At 59.9% G+C, this 16,583-nt stretch carries 13 protein-coding genes; 9 read left to right on the forward strand and 4 right to left on the reverse strand.

Going from position 1 to position 16,583, the window contains the following annotated elements:
* Positions 1-31: 31 nt before the first annotated feature.
* Both rplK and rplA read left to right on the forward strand, forming a co-directional pair.
* Positions 32-460 (forward strand): 50S ribosomal protein L11, encoded by a 429-nt coding sequence (rplK, locus tag ABAC402_RS25890; protein ID WP_023448598.1) that lies wholly within the window; start codon positions 32-34, stop codon positions 458-460.
* 1 nt (position 461) lies between these two features.
* Complete coding sequence (rplA, locus tag ABAC402_RS25895) at positions 462-1,151, forward strand: 50S ribosomal protein L1 (protein ID WP_023448599.1); 690 nt, start codon at positions 462-464, stop codon at positions 1,149-1,151.
* A 77-nt stretch (positions 1,152-1,228) separates the two neighbouring features.
* Here the strand turns inward: rplA and ABAC402_RS25900 are convergent, their stop codons facing one another.
* The 3 genes from ABAC402_RS25900 to ftrA all read right to left on the reverse strand — a co-directional run bounded on the left by ABAC402_RS25900 (position 1,229) and on the right by ftrA (position 3,540).
* A complete protein-coding gene (locus tag ABAC402_RS25900; RefSeq protein WP_023448600.1) occupies positions 1,229-1,840 on the reverse strand; it encodes a tRNA-(ms[2]io[6]A)-hydroxylase in 612 nt (203 codons plus the stop codon).
* 387 nt (positions 1,841-2,227) lie between these two features.
* On the reverse strand, positions 2,228-2,569 hold the full coding sequence (locus tag ABAC402_RS25905; RefSeq protein WP_023448601.1) for an antibiotic biosynthesis monooxygenase: 342 nt from the start codon (positions 2,567-2,569) through the stop codon (positions 2,228-2,230).
* A complete protein-coding gene (gene ftrA, locus ABAC402_RS25910; RefSeq protein WP_023448602.1) occupies positions 2,566-3,540 on the reverse strand; it encodes a transcriptional regulator FtrA in 975 nt (324 codons plus the stop codon). Before ftrA ends, ABAC402_RS25905 begins: the two co-directional genes overlap by 4 nt.
* 90 nt (positions 3,541-3,630) lie before the next feature.
* On the opposite strand from ftrA, the gene ABAC402_RS25915 reads away from it, so the two are divergent.
* Positions 3,631-4,032, forward strand: coding sequence for a rhodanese-like domain-containing protein (locus ABAC402_RS25915; RefSeq protein ID WP_023448603.1), 402 nt, complete (start codon positions 3,631-3,633; stop codon positions 4,030-4,032).
* A gap of 292 nt (positions 4,033-4,324) precedes the next feature.
* Positions 4,325-4,561, forward strand: a complete 237-nt coding sequence (locus ABAC402_RS39650; protein ID WP_082179857.1) for a DUF1272 domain-containing protein — start codon at positions 4,325-4,327, stop codon at positions 4,559-4,561.
* On the opposite strand, the gene ABAC402_RS25920 is transcribed toward ABAC402_RS39650, so the two are convergent.
* The gene (locus tag ABAC402_RS25920) at positions 4,554-5,051 is read right to left on the reverse strand and encodes a heme-binding protein (RefSeq protein WP_023448604.1); all 498 of its coding nucleotides are present in this window, start codon (positions 5,049-5,051) and stop codon (positions 4,554-4,556) included. The two genes, ABAC402_RS39650 and ABAC402_RS25920, sit on opposite strands and share 8 nt — an antisense overlap.
* Positions 5,052-5,886: 835 nt before the next feature.
* Between ABAC402_RS25920 and rplJ the strand changes: the two genes are divergently transcribed.
* From rplJ to rpoC, 5 genes are all read left to right on the forward strand, one after another.
* Positions 5,887-6,405 carry a 50S ribosomal protein L10 gene (gene rplJ / locus ABAC402_RS25930; protein WP_023448606.1) on the forward strand — a complete coding sequence of 173 codons (519 nt, stop codon included), beginning with the start codon at positions 5,887-5,889 and terminating at the stop codon, positions 6,403-6,405.
* A gap of 49 nt (positions 6,406-6,454) precedes the next feature.
* Entirely contained in the window at positions 6,455-6,838 is a 384-nt protein-coding gene (rplL, locus tag ABAC402_RS25935; protein WP_023448607.1) for a 50S ribosomal protein L7/L12, read from the forward strand.
* Between the two features lie 136 nt (positions 6,839-6,974).
* Positions 6,975-7,775 (forward strand): rhomboid family intramembrane serine protease, encoded by an 801-nt coding sequence (locus ABAC402_RS0119890; protein ID WP_023448608.1) that lies wholly within the window; start codon positions 6,975-6,977, stop codon positions 7,773-7,775.
* A gap of 333 nt (positions 7,776-8,108) precedes the next feature.
* Positions 8,109-12,185 carry a DNA-directed RNA polymerase subunit beta gene (rpoB, locus tag ABAC402_RS25940; RefSeq protein ID WP_023448609.1) on the forward strand — a complete coding sequence of 1,359 codons (4,077 nt, stop codon included), beginning with the start codon at positions 8,109-8,111 and terminating at the stop codon, positions 12,183-12,185.
* Between the two features lie 102 nt (positions 12,186-12,287).
* Complete coding sequence (rpoC, locus tag ABAC402_RS25945; RefSeq protein ID WP_023448610.1) at positions 12,288-16,475, forward strand: DNA-directed RNA polymerase subunit beta'; 4,188 nt, start codon at positions 12,288-12,290, stop codon at positions 16,473-16,475.
* Positions 16,476-16,583: the final 108 nt, after the last annotated feature.

Here is a 16,583-nt window from a genome sequence, read left to right on the forward strand (position 1 = left end):
TCCCTCGTTTGGGGACTACCGGAGATATCCAATGGCTAAGAAAGTCCTGGGCTATATCAAGCTCCAGGTGAAGGCCGGCTCTGCCACGCCTTCGCCCCCCATCGGTCCTGCACTGGGCCAGCGCGGCGTTAACATCATGGGTTTCTGTAAGGAATTCAACGCACGCACCGAAAATGTCGAAAAGGGCACGCCGCTCCCGACGATTATCACTGTCTATCAGGACAAGTCGTTCACCTTCATGACGAAGACGCCGCCGGCGACCTTCTTTATCAAGCAAGCCTTGGGACTGAAGTCGGGCTCCAAGCTGCCTGGTCGCGACTCCGCCGGCAAGATCACGCGCCAGCAACTGCGCGACATCGCCGAAAAGAAAATGAAGGATCTGAGCGCCCACGATCTCGATCAGGCGACCAAGATTATCGAGGGTTCCGCCCTTTCCATGGGCCTGCAGGTGGTGGACTGATATGAGCAAGCTCGCAAAACGCATTCAAGCCTGGAACACCGACAGCGCCAAGCTGTATCCGCTGACCGAGGCGCTTGAAACCGTCAAAGCCAACGCCAAGGCCAAGTTCGACGAATCCGTCGAAATCGCGATCAACCTGGGCGTTGACCCGCGTCACGCCGACCAGCAGGTCCGTGGCGTCGTCAACCTACCGTCGGGTACAGGCAAGCACGTCCGTGTCGCCGTGTTCGCCAAGGACAAGAAGGCCGAGGAAGCTCTGGCTGCTGGCGCCGAAGTCGTTGGTGCAGAAGATCTGGTCGAAAAGATCCAGGGCGGCTTCATGGACTTCGATCGCGTCATCGCGTCCCCGGACATGATGGCCTTGGTCGGCCGTCTGGGTAAGGTGCTGGGGCCGCGCGGCCTGATGCCGAACCCGAAGGTCGGGACCGTCACGCCGAACGTCGCCCAAGCCGTCAAGGATGCAAAGGGCGGCGCGGTCGAGTTCCGGGTCGAAAAGGCCGGTATCGTTCATGTCGGCATTGGCAAGATCAGTTTCACCACCGAAGCCCTTGAAGTCAACGTCAAGGCTCTGGTCGACGCTCTGGTCAAGGCCCGTCCGTCGGGTGCCAAGGGGCTCTATGTTCGCAAGATCTCGGTGTCTTCAACCATGGGCCCGGGCGTGAAGGTCGATACCTCCACCACCAGCCTGTAATTTCTGATTTATTGGAAATAAAAAGCCGCTCCGGCAACGGGGCGGCTTTTTTGTTTGAGACGCGCTGAATGGATCGTTCACGCCGGCGGGCCGGAGTGGAAGCGGAACTCTGTATCCGGATCTTGGATGAGGGCCTGTTCGTGGCTGCGGACGGTTTCGATGCGTTGGGCGATATCTGCGGCGTTGCCATACAGATGGGCCAGTTTGAGGTAGCCAGTAAAGTGGCGCGCCTCGGTGCGCAGCAGGCTGGCATAAAAGCCACCGAGTTCGGCGTCGAGATGCGGTGCGATGGCGGCGAAGCGCTCGCATGACCGGGCCTCGATAAAGGCGCTGATCACCAGTATGTCAGTGAGCATGCCAGGCTCGTTGCGCCGGACCAGGGTGCGCAAGGACGCGGCGTAACGTGCGGCGGAAAGCGGCCGCAGGACCACGCCACGCGTCTTGATGAACTTCATCACCTGTTCGTGGTGGGCCAGTTCCTCACGCGCCAGCCGCGCCATGGCGGTCACCAGTTCCACGCGCTCCTGGTACTTGGCCATAAGATTGATGGCATTGCTGGCCGCCTTGTACTCGCAGTTCTTGTGGTCGAGGAGCAGCAGGTCCTGGTTGGCCACGGCGGCGTCGATCCAGGCCAGCGGTGTCGCGCTGCCGAGGAATTTGAGGATGGGTTGGATATCTGTCACAGCCATGTCGCAAGTCCGTGCCAAAGCCGCGTCAGAAAATCAAGTCCGGTGAAAGTCTACCACCGCGAAAGTATCGCATGAAAGCAAAATTGGCAACTTTGCAGGGTAATGCAAATATTTTAATCCAACATTACTGATAATTCATTCGACATTGATCATGACCTCAAGCATCCTTAACCTACGAAATTCGTCGTAGATGTTTGTTGCTTTTGAAATCGAGCCAATCGACTCTCTGTCAACTTGCTTGGCTTACTATAGTTTGAGACGGTATCGGGCTTTACGTGTTTATCTGAGTGAACTTCCTTCTCCGGGTTGCCGCAGCTCAGGTAATAAAGGGGGAAGATGTAGGCGCGTCTTCCCCCGCCCGAATTTTGGCCCAGTTATAATTTGCCCTCAGCTCTTTTCAAACCCGTAGGCGCGTTCGACGCGGGCGACGCGGGTGATATATCGCTCATACCACTTATTGCGCCCCAGCTTTTGCGCCGCCAGGTGGTTGGCGACTCGTTTCCAGGCAATAATGCTGGCCTCGTCCGCCCAGTATGAATTGGTGATGCCGAAACCCTCGGCATCACGCGCGCTTTCGATGCCGAGGTAGCCCGGTTGTTGTGCGGCGAGCGCGACCATCTGGTCGGCCATGTCGCCATAGCCATCATCGCCATCATCGCCATCGGTCCGTTGCGACGAAAAGCTGACAACGTAGTAGGGCGGGGGCGGCGTATCAGCGAAACGGCTCATTGGGCGGCGCGGGAAAAGGTTTGGCGATAGGCCGTGGGCGTGGTGTTCAGGTGCTCGCGGAAGTGATGGCGCAGATTGGTCGTGGTGCCGAAGCCGGTCCGTTCGGCGATCTGCTCGATGCTGATGTCGCTGGCTTCGAGGTGGTCGCGGGCCTCGTTCAGGCGGACGCCCAACAGCCATTTGGCCGGTGTCGTGCCGGTGGCTTCTGAAAAGCGGCGCAGGAAGGTCCGTTCGCTCATGCCGGCACGGCGGGCAAGTTCGGGGATGCGGTGCTCCTTGTCGAGGCTTTGGCGCATGTGGTCAAGCAGGGGGCCAAGACGCTTGCTCTCGTAGTCGGTCGGCACGGCGCGTTCGATGTATTGCGCCTGGCCGCCGTCGCGGTGCGGGGGTACGACCAGGCGGCGGGCGACCTTGTTGGCGGCTTCAGGTCCATAGTCGCGGCGAATCAGATGCAGACACAGGTCGATGCCGGCGGCGCTGCCAGCCGAGGTCATGATCTGTCCCTCGTCAATATAGAGCACGTCCGGGACAAGTTGGACCTCGGGATAGTGCTGCTTGACGAAGTCGACATATTTCCAGTGGGTGGTGGCGCGGCGGCCCTTGAGAAGGCCGGCGGCCGCGAGGACGAAGGCGCCGGAGCAAATTGTGACGATGCGTGCGCCGCGGTCATAGGCGCGGTGCAGGATGTCGATCAGGTCCTGAGGAATCGCCTTTGTAGGACTCCAGCCAGGGATGATGATGGTACCCGCTTCTTCCAGCAGGGATAGCGGCGCCGACGCCGTGAGATAGAGCCCGGCCGTGGTGCGGCAAGGGCCTGCTTCGAGCTGGACGACCTGAAATCTGTACCAGTTGGGCCCCATTTCCGGCCGGTCGAGGCCGAACAGCTCCACGGCGATGGAAAATTCAAACAGCGGCATACCGTCAAAGGCCAGCGCGCAGACAAGTCGGTTGGGGCGAGGCAGGTTTGGCATAATTCTTACCATAGCTGGCAATCGTGCCATCTTCAAGAGGCGTTTCCGCTACGGCATATTCGCTTCGTCAACTTCACAGGAGATTGTGTCATGCATGCCACCCGTTCTTTCGTCACCGCCTATCCCGCCGCAGCACCCGAAGATGTCATCAGGGTTTATGAGGCGAAACTCGCGATCGAGACCGACTGCGCCGACGTCCAGGATGCTTTGACGTCTGGGGATCCGGATTTTGTCTTGCTGCATGCCGTCGGGTCGCCGGAGGCCTTTGCGAAACGGCACATTCCAGGGGCGCATCACTTGCCGCACCGCACGATCAGCGAAGAGGCTTTGGCGACATGGCCTTCGGATGTGCTGTTTGTGGTTTACTGCGCTGGTCCGCACTGCAATGGCGCCGACCAGGCCGCGCTGAAACTGGCAAGGCTGGGGCGCAAGGTGAAGGTGATGATCGGCGGCCTGACCGGTTGGGCAGATGAGGGCTTCGCCTTTGCTTGACGACTATCCGGATATTCCGTCCGGCGGGGCTGCAAAGTGCCGTTTTCTTCGCTTCCGAGGTTTACGTACCTGAGTACGCTCCGTTCCGGGTTGCCGCACGCCGGATGAAAGCGGCGAGGGTTGTAGGCGCTCCCTCCCCAACGTCTCAAAACACATATAGATTTCTGGCCAATGGTGGATAATGTCAGCCGGCCAAATCCCCCACCGTCTCATTTGCTAATCGCAAGTGATCTGCCTCCCGGTGCAACGGGGACATACAGCAATCGGTCTTTTCTTGCCTAAAGGATGTTGGATGCTTGAACTTCGACCCAATTGCGAATGCTGCGACGGCGATCTTCCGCCGGCGGCAGACGCATTTATCTGCACCTTCGAATGCACCTATTGCCCCGATTGCGCGGCAAAGCTGGAGCATGCCTGTCCCAACTGTGGCGGCAATCTGGTGACGCGGCCAATCAGACCCGCCGGCAAGCTCATCACCTATCCGGCCGCGACCAAGCGGACGTTGCGCGCTGAGCCTTGCTTTACTTGAGCACCGCAGCTGCTCCGGCACGCGCGATCTGACCGTCCTGCGCCGCCGTTGCGCCCGAGACCCCGATGGCGCCGACGACCTGACCGTCGATGATCAAAAGTTCGCCGCCTTCCAGCGCCATAGCGCCCGTGAAGATCGAGTTGAGATTGCCGTCCCTGACCGCCTGTTGGAAGGCCAGCGTCGGGCGACGGAAGCGGGCTGCCGTCTCCGCCTTGCCGGTCGCCACATCGATCGAACCATATTGGGTGCCGTCCATCTTTTCGGCTGCGACCAGAGCGCCGGTCGGCTCGACCACGATGACCACCACGTTCCAGCCGTTCTTGCGCGCCTCGGCCTCAGCCGCCGCAACGGCTATCTTGGCCTCGGCAAGAGTGATGATGCGGCCATAGGGCGGATAGGTGACGGGGGCTGCCGGCGTTTGAGTCTGGGCCGCCGCCGGGACCGCCAGGACCAGGGCGGTGACGGCAAAGAGCATGGCAAAACGGTTCATGATGTTCCTTGTGTCTGGCTATGACACCGGTGTACCACGGGTCTTACGGTGCGTCACGACACTGTTGGTTTGAAATGGGCGGAGCGGATGACCGTAAGAGGCCCCTTCCGCTTCGACGCGTTTCGCCGAATATAGGGCTCACTTGCTCAGTACCTCTCCAGCAAAAAAGGGAGGAGAGGGAAAACGTAAACTTACAACGCCTTGCTACACAACTGGTGTCGGGCGGGGTTGTTGACTCAGTTGCGGATCGCACTGATCGCGAAGTCATGCGTTTTTGTGTCCAAGCTGTCCAGGATCTGGCCCTGAAACCGGATGGTGGCCGGGTCCGTCAACTTGATCAGGTCGCCCGAACTACGGGCGCTGGAGGCGTTATTGACCGAGGCCTACCGGATCCCCTGCATGAAGTCGTCTTCGTTGCACGGCGGATCGAAGATGCCTGGCCAGCGGACTTTCCAGGACGACTTTGGGCTTGCAGTGTATGGGCTTTGTCTGTATACCGCCCGCTCCGGCGTGGATGTCGCTTGCGGCGCCCACTCCGTTCTGTCCGAGAACCTTCGGGGATCAGGGGCCGCCTGATCCATAATCTGCGGTAGCCGCCGCCGGCCGAAACCAGACGGGACGCGATAAGCCAACCAAGACTTACTTGCATTTCCTTAAAAGCGGAAATGAGCGTAATCCTTGTGGTGAAAGCTTCTCCTCTCGACAGTCGATTTTGACGTTTCCAATTTATTGGAAGCGATAAAGTCATTTGTTACGTTTTGGCCGGGTCTCCGGCTAAAGCTTCACCCCCCGTGGCGTCTCTACGCTCGCCACAGGATTACCATGGAGGCCACTTATGGACCGCGCACAAAAAGCCGAGACGATCGAAGAGCTCAAGGGCGTCTTCGCGAACTCTGGCGCCGTGGTTGTTACCCAGTATACGGGTATGACCTTTGTGGAAATGTCTGAACTTCGCAACCGTCTCCGTAAGGAAAACGCTGTTGTGAAGGTGTTCAAGAACCGCCTGGCCCAAAAGGCCCTGGACGGCTCGGCCGGTGAAAAGGGCGATGCCCTGTTCAAAGGCCCGGTCGCCCTGGTCTATTCGGCCGACCCGGTCACCGCTGCCAAGATTTCCGTCCAGTACGCCAAAGAGAATGACAAGCTCAAGATCATTGGCGGCATCATGGAAACGGATGTCCTGACCGAAGCCGGTGTCCGCTCGCTGGCCACGCTGCCGTCCCTGGACGAGCTGCGCGGCAAGCTGATCGGCCTGCTGCAAGCGCCCGCGACCAAGATCGCCGGCGTCCTCGTGGCACCTGCCGGCGCTGTGGCGCGCGTCATCGGGGCCTATGCCCGCGAAAACGCAGAAGCTTAAGAACACCACCTACATTCCCTCATCAATCTCTATCTCTTAAGGAACTACAATGTCCAAACTGGAAAAGCTGGTCGAAGACCTGTCCGCCCTGTCGGTTCTCGAAGCCGCTGAACTGTCGAAGCTGCTGGAAGACAAGTGGGGCGTTTCCGCTGCCGCTCCGGTCGCCGTCGCCGCTGTCGGCGGTGGCGCTGCCGCCCCGGTCGAAGCTGTCGAAGAGCAAACCGAGTTCACCGTTGTCCTGACCGACGGCGGCGACAAGAAAATCAACGTGATCAAGGAAATCCGCACGATCCGTACCGACCTGGGTCTGAAGGAAGCCAAGGACCTCGTCGAAGGCGCTCCGCAGAACGTCAAGGAAAACATCTCCAAGCAGGAAGCTGCCGACATCAAGAAGAAGCTGGAAGAAGCCGGCGCCAAGGTCGAAGTTAAGTAATTTCGGCACCCGGTATTTTCGCGAAAACGAAAATGCCAAGGCATCAAAGCCAATCTTCTGACGGGCCGGAGGGAAACCTTCGGCCCGTTTTGCATGTGGGTCTTCCGTTGGGCGATGGCGATCCCATATCGAGAGGATGAGCGATACAGCCGTTCCTGTAACCGACCGGCCTGAAAGTCCGGAGCCACAGCGCCTCAGCGCCGTAAGCCTGATGTTGGATCCACGAAACTGGCCGGTGTGGCTGGTGGTCGTGGCGTGCGGCATCGTAATGGCTGGCCAGGTGGCGGGCGTCGTGACGATGGAGGACTGGGCATTCTCCGGCACTGCAATGAAAGAAGGCCGCTGGTGGACCTTGCTTACCTCTACGTTTTTGCACGGCTATACGCCGGAAGCGCCATGGCTAGGTTACGTGCATTTTGCAAGTAATGTGTGGGCCTATCTCAACCTGGCGCCTTTGGTTGCCGCGCGTTTTGGCAAGGGCTGGCGCGGCGTCGTGCCGTTTCACCTGCTGTATCTGCTGTGTGGCCTGGCGGGCAACCTGTTGTTCTGGCAGTTGCATCCGGACGGCGACATCCCCGTCGTCGGGGCGTCGGGCGCGGTTTACGGCGTCTATGCCGCCGTCATGCGGCTGGATGTCTTTGGTGAAAAGATAAGGCCGTTGGTCAGCAACGCTACGGTCAACGCGATTTGGTTCTTCATCTGGTCGAACGCCCTGGTGGTCCTGCTTTTTGGCGGGCCCTACCTGTTGCTGCAAGTTCTGCAAGGGCAGGGTGGTCCGCTGAATATCCCGATTGCCTGGGAAGCGCATTTGGGCGGGTTTGTTGCGGGATTCCTGCTGATCGGGCTGATGGGCGGGCGGGCCTGGCCCAACAGTTGGCGAGCCGGGATCCGCATCGTCCGGATACCCGATCCGTGGCAGGGCATCCGACGGCCGTGATGCCGCAATTTCGCCTTGATTCCCGCGGGTTTAGGCCGTCAAGAAAAATATTGATAAAGGCTCTTTACGAATGGGGGTAAGTGCGGTATGGCACGCTCCCCCGAAAGGCGTGTTGCGCCTGCAGTGGGACCCGCAGGCCGGTCTTATGCTCTTTCCGCCGGCGAAGGGTTTGGTTCACTAGCCTGAACCATAAACAACAGCGTCTTTGATCGCGAGATCAAAAAAGAGCAGGCGCAAGGCAAGCTTTTGGCTCCCGGACGGAGCCTTCAACAAACCTCGCGCGCAGTCTGACTGCCTAACAATTTAATCCAAGCGTTCACGCAAGGAATTGCAATGCCCTTAACCTTCACGCAGAAGAAGCGGATCCGGAAATCATTCGGCCGCATCCCCGAAGCCATTCAAATGCCGAACCTTATCGAGGTTCAGCGTTCTTCCTATGAGCAGTTCCTGCAGCGCGACGTCCGTCCGGTCAACCGGATCGACGACGGCCTTGAAGCGGTGTTCAAGTCGGTCTTCCCGGTGAAGGATTTCAATGAGCGTGCCACCCTCGAGTACGTTTCGTATGAGTTCGAAGAGCCCAAGTACGATGTCGAGGAATGCATCCAGCGTGACATCACCTATGCCGCGCCGCTCAAGGTCAAGCTGCGCCTGATCGTGTTCGAAACTGATGAGGATACCGGCGCCCGCTCCGTCAAGGACATCAAGGAGCAGGATGTCTATATGGGCGACATCCCATTGATGACCGACAAGGGGACCTTCGTCGTCAACGGCACCGAGCGCGTCATCGTCTCGCAGATGCACCGTTCGCCGGGTGTTTTCTTCGACCACGACAAGGGCAAGACCCACTCGTCGGGCAAGCTGCTTTTCGGCGCGCGCATCATCCCGTACCGCGGTTCGTGGCTCGACTTTGAGTTCGACGCGAAGGACATTCTGTATGTCCGGATCGACCGCCGCCGCAAGCTGCCAGCGACCTCTTTCCTGTTTGCCCTGGGCATGGATGGGGAAGAAATCCTGACGACCTTCTATGAAGTCGTGCCTTACGAAAAGCGCGAAGCCGGCTGGGTTACGCCGTACAAGTTCGAGCGCTGGCGCGGTGTGAAGCCGGAATTCGACCTGATCGACGCCGATTCCGGCGAGGTCGTGGCCACTGCCGGCACCAAGATATCCGCCCGCAACGCCAAGAAACTGGGCGACACCGTCAAGTCGCTGCTGCTGTCGCAGGACGCCCTGATCGGCCGTTATCTGGCGCGCGATGCCGTCAACTTCGCGACCGGCGAAATCTACGCGGAAGCCGGTGACGAACTCGACGCCGCCTCGGTCAAGGCTCTGGAAGACAATGGCTTCACCACGGTCGACGTGCTGGACATCGACCACGTTACCGTCGGGCCTTACATGCGTTCGACCTTGCGCGTCGACAAGAACAGCTCGCGCGAAGACTCTTTGTTTGACATCTACCGTGTCATGCGTCCGGGCGAGCCGCCGACGATCGAAGCCGCTGAAGCCATGTTCAACTCCCTGTTCTTCGAACTGGAGCGCTATGACCTGTCGAGTGTCGGCCGAGTGAAGATGAATATGCGTCTGGAGCAGGACGTCGCCGACAGCGAGCGGGTGCTGCGCAAGGACGACATCCTGAAGATCCTCAAGATCCTGGTCGGACTGCGCGACGGCCGCGGGGAAATCGACGATATCGACAACCTGGGCAACCGCCGGGTCCGCTCGGTCGGCGAACTGCTGGAAAACCAATACCGCGTCGGCCTGCTGCGTATGGAGCGTGCCATCAAGGAACGCATGTCCAGCGTTGATATCGACACGGTCATGCCGCACGACCTGATCAACGCCAAGCCAGCTGCCGCCGCGGTGCGCGAATTCTTCGGTTCATCGCAGCTGTCGCAGTTTATGGACCAAACCAACCCGCTGTCGGAAATCACCCACAAGCGCCGCCTGTCGGCCTTGGGCCCTGGCGGTCTGACCCGTGAACGGGCAGGCTTCGAAGTCCGTGACGTGCACCCGACGCACTATGGCCGGATCTGCCCGATCGAAACGCCGGAAGGCCCGAACATCGGCCTGATCAACTCCCTGGCCACCCACGCTCGCGTCAACAAGTACGGCTTTATCGAAAGCCCTTACCGCAAGGTTGTCGACGGCGTCGCCCAGGAAGGCGTTGTCTACATGTCAGCCATGGAAGAGTCCAAGCACGTCATCGCCCAGGCCAATATCGTCCTGGACAGCGGCAAGAGGATCGTCGAGGATCTGGTTCAGGGTCGTGTCAACGGTGAGCCGGGTCTGCAGCAGGCTTCGACCGTCGACTTTATGGACGTGTCGCCGAAGCAGGTTGTTTCGGTCGCCGCCGCCCTGATCCCGTTCCTCGAAAACGACGACGCCAACCGCGCCCTCATGGGCTCGAACATGCAGCGTCAGGCCGTGCCCCTGGTCAAGTCAGATGCGCCGTTCGTCGGCACCGGTATGGAAGAGGTCGTGGCGCGTGACTCCGGCGCCACTGTGGGCGCCCGCCGCCCGGGCGTGGTGGAGCAGATCGACGGTACCCGTATCGTTGTCCGCGCCACCGAGGAAAACGATCCGACCAAGCCGGGTGTCGACATCTACCGCCTGTCGAAGTTCCAGCGTTCCAACCAGAACACCTGTATCAATCAGCGTCCGATCGTCAAGGTCGGCGACAAGGTGGCAGCAGGCGACATCATCGCTGACGGTCCGTCCACCGACCTCGGTGATCTGGCCCTTGGCCGCAACGTCCTCGTCGCTTTCATGCCGTGGAACGGCTACAACTTCGAAGATTCGATCCTTATCTCGGAACGCATTGTGCGCGACGATATTTTCACTTCGATCCACCTCGAGGAATTCGAAGTGATGGCCCGCGACACCAAGCTGGGCCCCGAAGAAATCACCCGCGACATCCCCAACGTCGGCGAGGAAGCCCTGCGCAACCTCGACGAGGCCGGTATCGTCGCCATCGGCGCCGAAGTCCAGCCAGGTGATATCCTGGTCGGCAAGGTGACACCGAAGGGTGAAAGCCCGATGACGCCGGAAGAAAAGCTGCTGCGCGCCATCTTCGGCGAAAAGGCTTCAGACGTCCGCGACACCTCCCTGCGCCTGCCGCCGGGCGTTGCCGGCACAGTGGTCGAAGTCCGCGTCTTCAACCGTCACGGCGTCGAAAAAGATGAGCGCGCTCAGGCCATCGAGCGCGCTGAAATCGAGCGCCTGGGCAAGGACCGTGACGACGAGTTGTCGATTCTGGAACGCAACATCTATGGCCGTCTGAAGGAAATTCTTCTGGGCAGAGACGCTATCTCAGGTCCGAAGGGCCTGGGCCGTGGCGAGGTTACCGAAGACAAGCTGGGCGAAATCTCGCGCGGTCTTTGGTGGCAGATCGCCCTGGACGATGAAAAGCTCATGGCCGAGATCGAGGCGATGAACCGTCAGTTCCAGGACGCCCGCAAGCGCCTGGACCGTCGCTTCGAAGACAAGGTCGAGAAGCTGCAGCGCGGTGACGAACTGCCACCGGGCGTTATGAAGATGGTCAAGGTGTTCGTGGCGGTGAAGCGCAAGCTGCAGCCGGGCGACAAGATGGCCGGCCGTCACGGCAACAAGGGGGTTATCTCCAAGATCCTGCCGGTCGAAGACATGCCCTTCCTGGCCGACGGCGAGCATGTTGACATCGTTCTGAACCCGCTGGGCGTGCCTTCGCGCATGAACGTCGGTCAGATCTTCGAAACCCACCTCGGCTGGGCCTGTGCCAACATCGGCAAGCAGATCGGCAAGATGCTCGAAGACTGGCAGAACGGCGGCCAGAAGCAGGCTCTGATCGATCACCTGCATGCGGTTTACGGCAAGGATCAGGAGCTTCCCGAAAGTGAAGACGATCTGAGGGAACTGGCCCGCAACCTGACCCGTGGCGTGCCGATTGCGACCCCGGTTTTCGATGGTGCCCACATCAACGATATCGAAGACATGCTTGAAATGGCCGGTCTCAACCGCTCGGGCCAATCGATCCTGTTCGACGGCCAGACCGGCGAGCAGTTCAAGCGTCCGGTCACGGTCGGCATCATCTACATGCTGAAGCTACACCACCTGGTCGACGACAAGATTCACGCCCGCTCCATCGGGCCTTACTCGCTCGTCACCCAGCAGCCTTTGGGCGGCAAGGCCCAGTTCGGCGGTCAGCGCTTCGGAGAAATGGAAGTCTGGGCGCTGGAAGCTTACGGCGCCGCCTACACCCTCCAGGAAATGCTCACCGTCAAGTCCGACGACGTGGCGGGCCGCACCAAGGTCTACGAGGCCATCGTCCGTGGCGACGACAGCTTCGAAGCCGGTATCCCGGAATCGTTCAACGTCCTTATCAAGGAAATGCGTTCCTTGGGCCTGAACGTCGAGCTGGAGAACGGGCAGGGATAAAAGGCGAGGGGACCAATCTTCTAAACAAGATTGGCCCCTCACGCACTTCGTTACCGCCCAAGAACGTCTAATTTTCGTGCCCAGGCACATCGGAGTACTGGAATGAACCAGGAAGTCCTCAATATTTTCAATCCGGTCCAGGTCGCCCCGACCTTCGACCAGATCCGTATCACGCTCGCCAGCCCGGAGAAGATCCTCTCCTGGTCGTTCGGTGAAATCAAGAAGCCGGAGACGATCAACTACCGCACCTTCAAGCCGGAACGTGACGGCCTGTTCTGCGCCCGTATCTTTGGCCCAACCAAGGACTACGAATGCCTGTGCGGCAAGTACAAGCGCATGAAGTACAAGGGCATCATCTGCGAAAAGTGCGGCGTGGAAGTCACTCTGTCGCGCGTTCGCCGTGAGCGCATGGGTCACATCGAGCTGGCTTCGCCGGTCGCCCACATCTGGTTCCTGAAATCGCTGCCGTCGCGGATTTCGATGATCCTCGACATGGCGCTGAAGGACGTCGAACGCGTTCTGTACTTCGAAAACTACATAGTTACTGAGCCGGGTCTGACGTCGCTGAAGCTTAACCAGCTGCTGACAGAAGATGAGTATTTCCGCTGCCAGGAAGAGTTTGGCGACGACAGCTTCACCGCTGAAATCGGCGCCGAAGCCGTTCGCAACATGCTGATGGCGATGGAACTGCCGGCGATCGCCGAAAAGCTCCGTGCCGACCTGGTCGACAATACGTCCGAAATGAAGGGCAAGAAGCTGTCCAAGCGCCTGAAGCTGATCGAAAGCTTCATGGAGTCCGGCAACCGTCCCGAATGGATGATCCTGACCGTCGTGCCGGTTATCCCGCCGGAACTGCGTCCGCTGGTGCCGCTGGATGGCGGCCGCTTCGCCACCTCCGACCTGAACGACCTGTACCGCCGCGTCATCAACCGTAACAACCGCCTGAAGCGGCTGATGGAACTGCGCGCGCCTGACATCATCATCCGCAACGAAAAGCGGATGCTGCAGGAATCGGTCGACGCCCTGTTCGACAACGGCCGCCGCGGACGTGTCATCACCGGCGCCAATAAGCGTCCGCTGAAGTCGCTGGCCGACATGCTGAAAGGCAAGCAGGGTCGCTTCCGTCAGAACCTTCTCGGTAAGCGCGTCGACTATTCCGGCCGTTCGGTTATCACCGTTGGTCCGGAGCTGAAACTGCACGAGTGCGGCATTCCGAAGAAGATGGCGCTCGAACTGTTCAAGCCCTTCATCTATGCGCGTCTTGACGCCAAGGGTCTGTCCGGGACCGTCAAGCAGTCCAAGCGCATGGTCGAGCGTGAACAGCCCCAGGTGTGGGATATCCTCGAAGAGGTCATCCGTGAACATCCGGTCATGCTGAACCGCGCGCCCACGCTTCACCGTCTGGGCATCCAGGCGTTCGAGCCAAAGCTGATTGAAGGCAAAGCCATCCAACTGCACCCGTTGGTTTGTTCGGCCTTCAACGCTGACTTCGACGGCGACCAGATGGCCGTTCACGTCCCGCTGTCTCTGGAAGCCCAGTTGGAAGCGCGCGTCCTGATGATGTCGACCAACAACATCCTGTCGCCCGCCAACGGCCGCCCGATCATCGTGCCGTCGCAGGATATCGTTTTGGGTCTGTACTATCTGTCCCTGACCAAGGAACGCGAACAGGGTGAGGGCATGATCTTCTGCGACCTCAATGAGGTCCAGGCCGCGCTCGACGCCGGCGCCGTGTCCATGCACGCGAAGGTCAAGTGCCGCTTTACGCAAAAGGATCCGGACGGAGTCGTTCGCACCAAGGTGGTTGACACCACCCCGGGGCGCATGAAGATCGGCGCCCTGTTGCCGCGTAACGAAAACATCGGCCTCAAGGTTCTGGACCGCACACTGACCAAGAAGGAAATCGGCAACCTGATCGACATCGTCTACCGCCACTGCGGTCAGAAGGCGACGGTGATCTTTGCCGACCAGATGATGGCCCTGGGCTTCAAGGAAGCGGCCCGCGCCGGCATCTCGTTTGGCAAGGACGATATCGTCATTCCCGACACCAAGAAGGGGATCGTCGAAGAAACTCGTAACCTGGTTGAGGAATACGAGCAGCAATATGCCGACGGCCTGATCACCAAGGGTGAAAAGTACAACAAGGTGGTCGACGCATGGTCAAAGGCCACCGACCGCGTCTCCGACGAAATGATGAAGGAGATCTCGCGCAAGCATATCGGTCCAGACGGCCGTGAACTGGAGATCAACTCGATCTACATGATGGCCAACTCCGGCGCCCGCGGCTCTCAGGCTCAGATGAAGCAACTCGGCGGGATGCGCGGCCTGATGGCCAAGCCCGACGGTTCGATCATTGAGACTCCGATCATCTCGAACTTCAAGGAAGGTCTGTCGGTTCTCGAATACTTCAACTCGACCCACGGCGCCCGTAAGGGTCTGGCCGACACCGCGCTGAAGACTGCCAACTCCGGTTACCTGACTCGTCGCCTCGTCGACGTGGCCCAGGACTGCATCATCATGGAAGATGACTGCGGCACCACCCGTGGTATCACGCTGAAGGCCGTTGTCGAAGGCGGTGACGTTCTCGTCTCGCTGGGCCAGCGCGTCCTGGGCCGTACCACGGCCGAGGACATCAAGGACACCGCGTCCGGGGAAGTTGCGGTCGAGGCCGACACCTATATCGATGAAAACGTCGTCGAGGCCATCGAGGCTTCGGGCGTACAGTCGGTCAAGGTCCGTTCGGTCCTGACCTGCGAAGCGGATCTCGGCACCTGCGCCTTCTGTTACGGCCGTGATCTGGCCCGCGGCACCCGTGTCAACATGGGTGAAGCGGTCGGCGTCATCGCGGCTCAGTCGATCGGCGAGCCTGGTACGCAGCTGACCATGCGGACCTTCCACATCGGTGGCGCTGTGCAGGTGGCCGAGCAGTCCTTCTACGAAACGACTTCCGACGGTGTTGTAAAGATCTCGGCGGGCAACATCGTTCGCGGTACCCACGGCGACCTGATCTCGATGTCGCGGAACCTGATGATCACCATCCACCATGACGGCAAGGACCGCGAGACCTACAAGGTCGGCTACGGTTCGCGCCTGCGCGTGGAAGAAGGTACCCAGGTCAAAAAGGGCCAACGCCTGGCCGAATGGGACCCGTACACCACCCCGATCATCACCGAGGTCGGCGGTAAGGTGCGTTACGAGGATCTGACCGACGGTCAGTCCGTCCGCGAAGAAACCGACGAAACCACCGGCATCACCAATCGCGTGGTTGTCGACTGGCGCGGTTCGGCAAAGTCGGCGGACGTTCGTCCCGCCTTCGGCATCATCGACGACGCTTCGGCGTACAAGAAGATGGCGTCGGGCGCCGATGCCCGTTACATGCTTCCGGTCGGGGCCATTCTGTCGGTGGGCAATGGCGACGAGGTCAAACCGGGCGACATCTTGGCCCGTATCCCTACCGAAGGCGCCAAGACCCGCGACATCACCGGCGGTCTGCCGCGCGTCGCCGAACTGTTCGAAGCCCGCCGTCCGAAGGATTGCGCCGTCATCGCCGAAATGGATGGCCGTGTTGAGTTCGGCCGCGACTACAAGAACAAGCGCCGCATCAAGATCACCCCCGAGGATGGTTCGGAACCGGTCGAATTCCTGATTCCGAAGGGCAAGCATATCTCTGTGCACGACGGCGATGTCATCCAGAAGGGCGACTACATCATCGACGGAAACCCGGACCCGCACGATATCCTGCGTATCCAGGGCGTCGAAGCTCTGGCCGAATACCTGGTCAACGAAATCCAGGAAGTTTACCGCCTGCAGGGCGTGCCGATCAACGACAAGCATATCGAAGTGATCGTTCGCCAGATGCTGCAGAAGGTAGAAATCCTCGATGCCGGCGATACGGGCCTGATCAAGGGCGACCACCTCGACAAGACTGAGGTCGATGCCGAAAACATCAAGACGGAAAAGCGTGGAGGCCGTCCGGCCATCACTCAGGCCGTTCTGCTGGGCATCACCAAGGCTTCGCTGCAAACGCGCAGCTTCATCTCGGCGGCGTCGTTCCAGGAAACCACCCGCGTCCTGACCGAGGCCTCAGTCCAGGGCAAGATCGATACCCTCGATGGCCTGAAGGAAAACGTCATCGTCGGCCGCCTTATCCCGGCCGGTACCGGCGCCTACCTCCGCTCGCTGCAACGCATCGCCACCAAGCGAGACGAGCAGTTGTCGCATCAGCGTGAGGAGGCCATGGAGCCCCTGCCGGCGGAAGTCCTGCTGGAAGCTCCGGTCGCGGGCGAGTAAGCTCTGTTCACTTTGGCTTGACAACAAGAACCCCCGGTTTCGGCCGGGGGTTTTTGTTGTACCAACGGTGGTTGAATTTACTGCTTAAGAAAGCTCCTCGCCAGGCGC

It is taken from the genome of Asticcacaulis sp. AC402, assembly GCF_000495835.1.
Classification (GTDB): Bacteria; Pseudomonadota; Alphaproteobacteria; order Caulobacterales; family Caulobacteraceae; genus Asticcacaulis.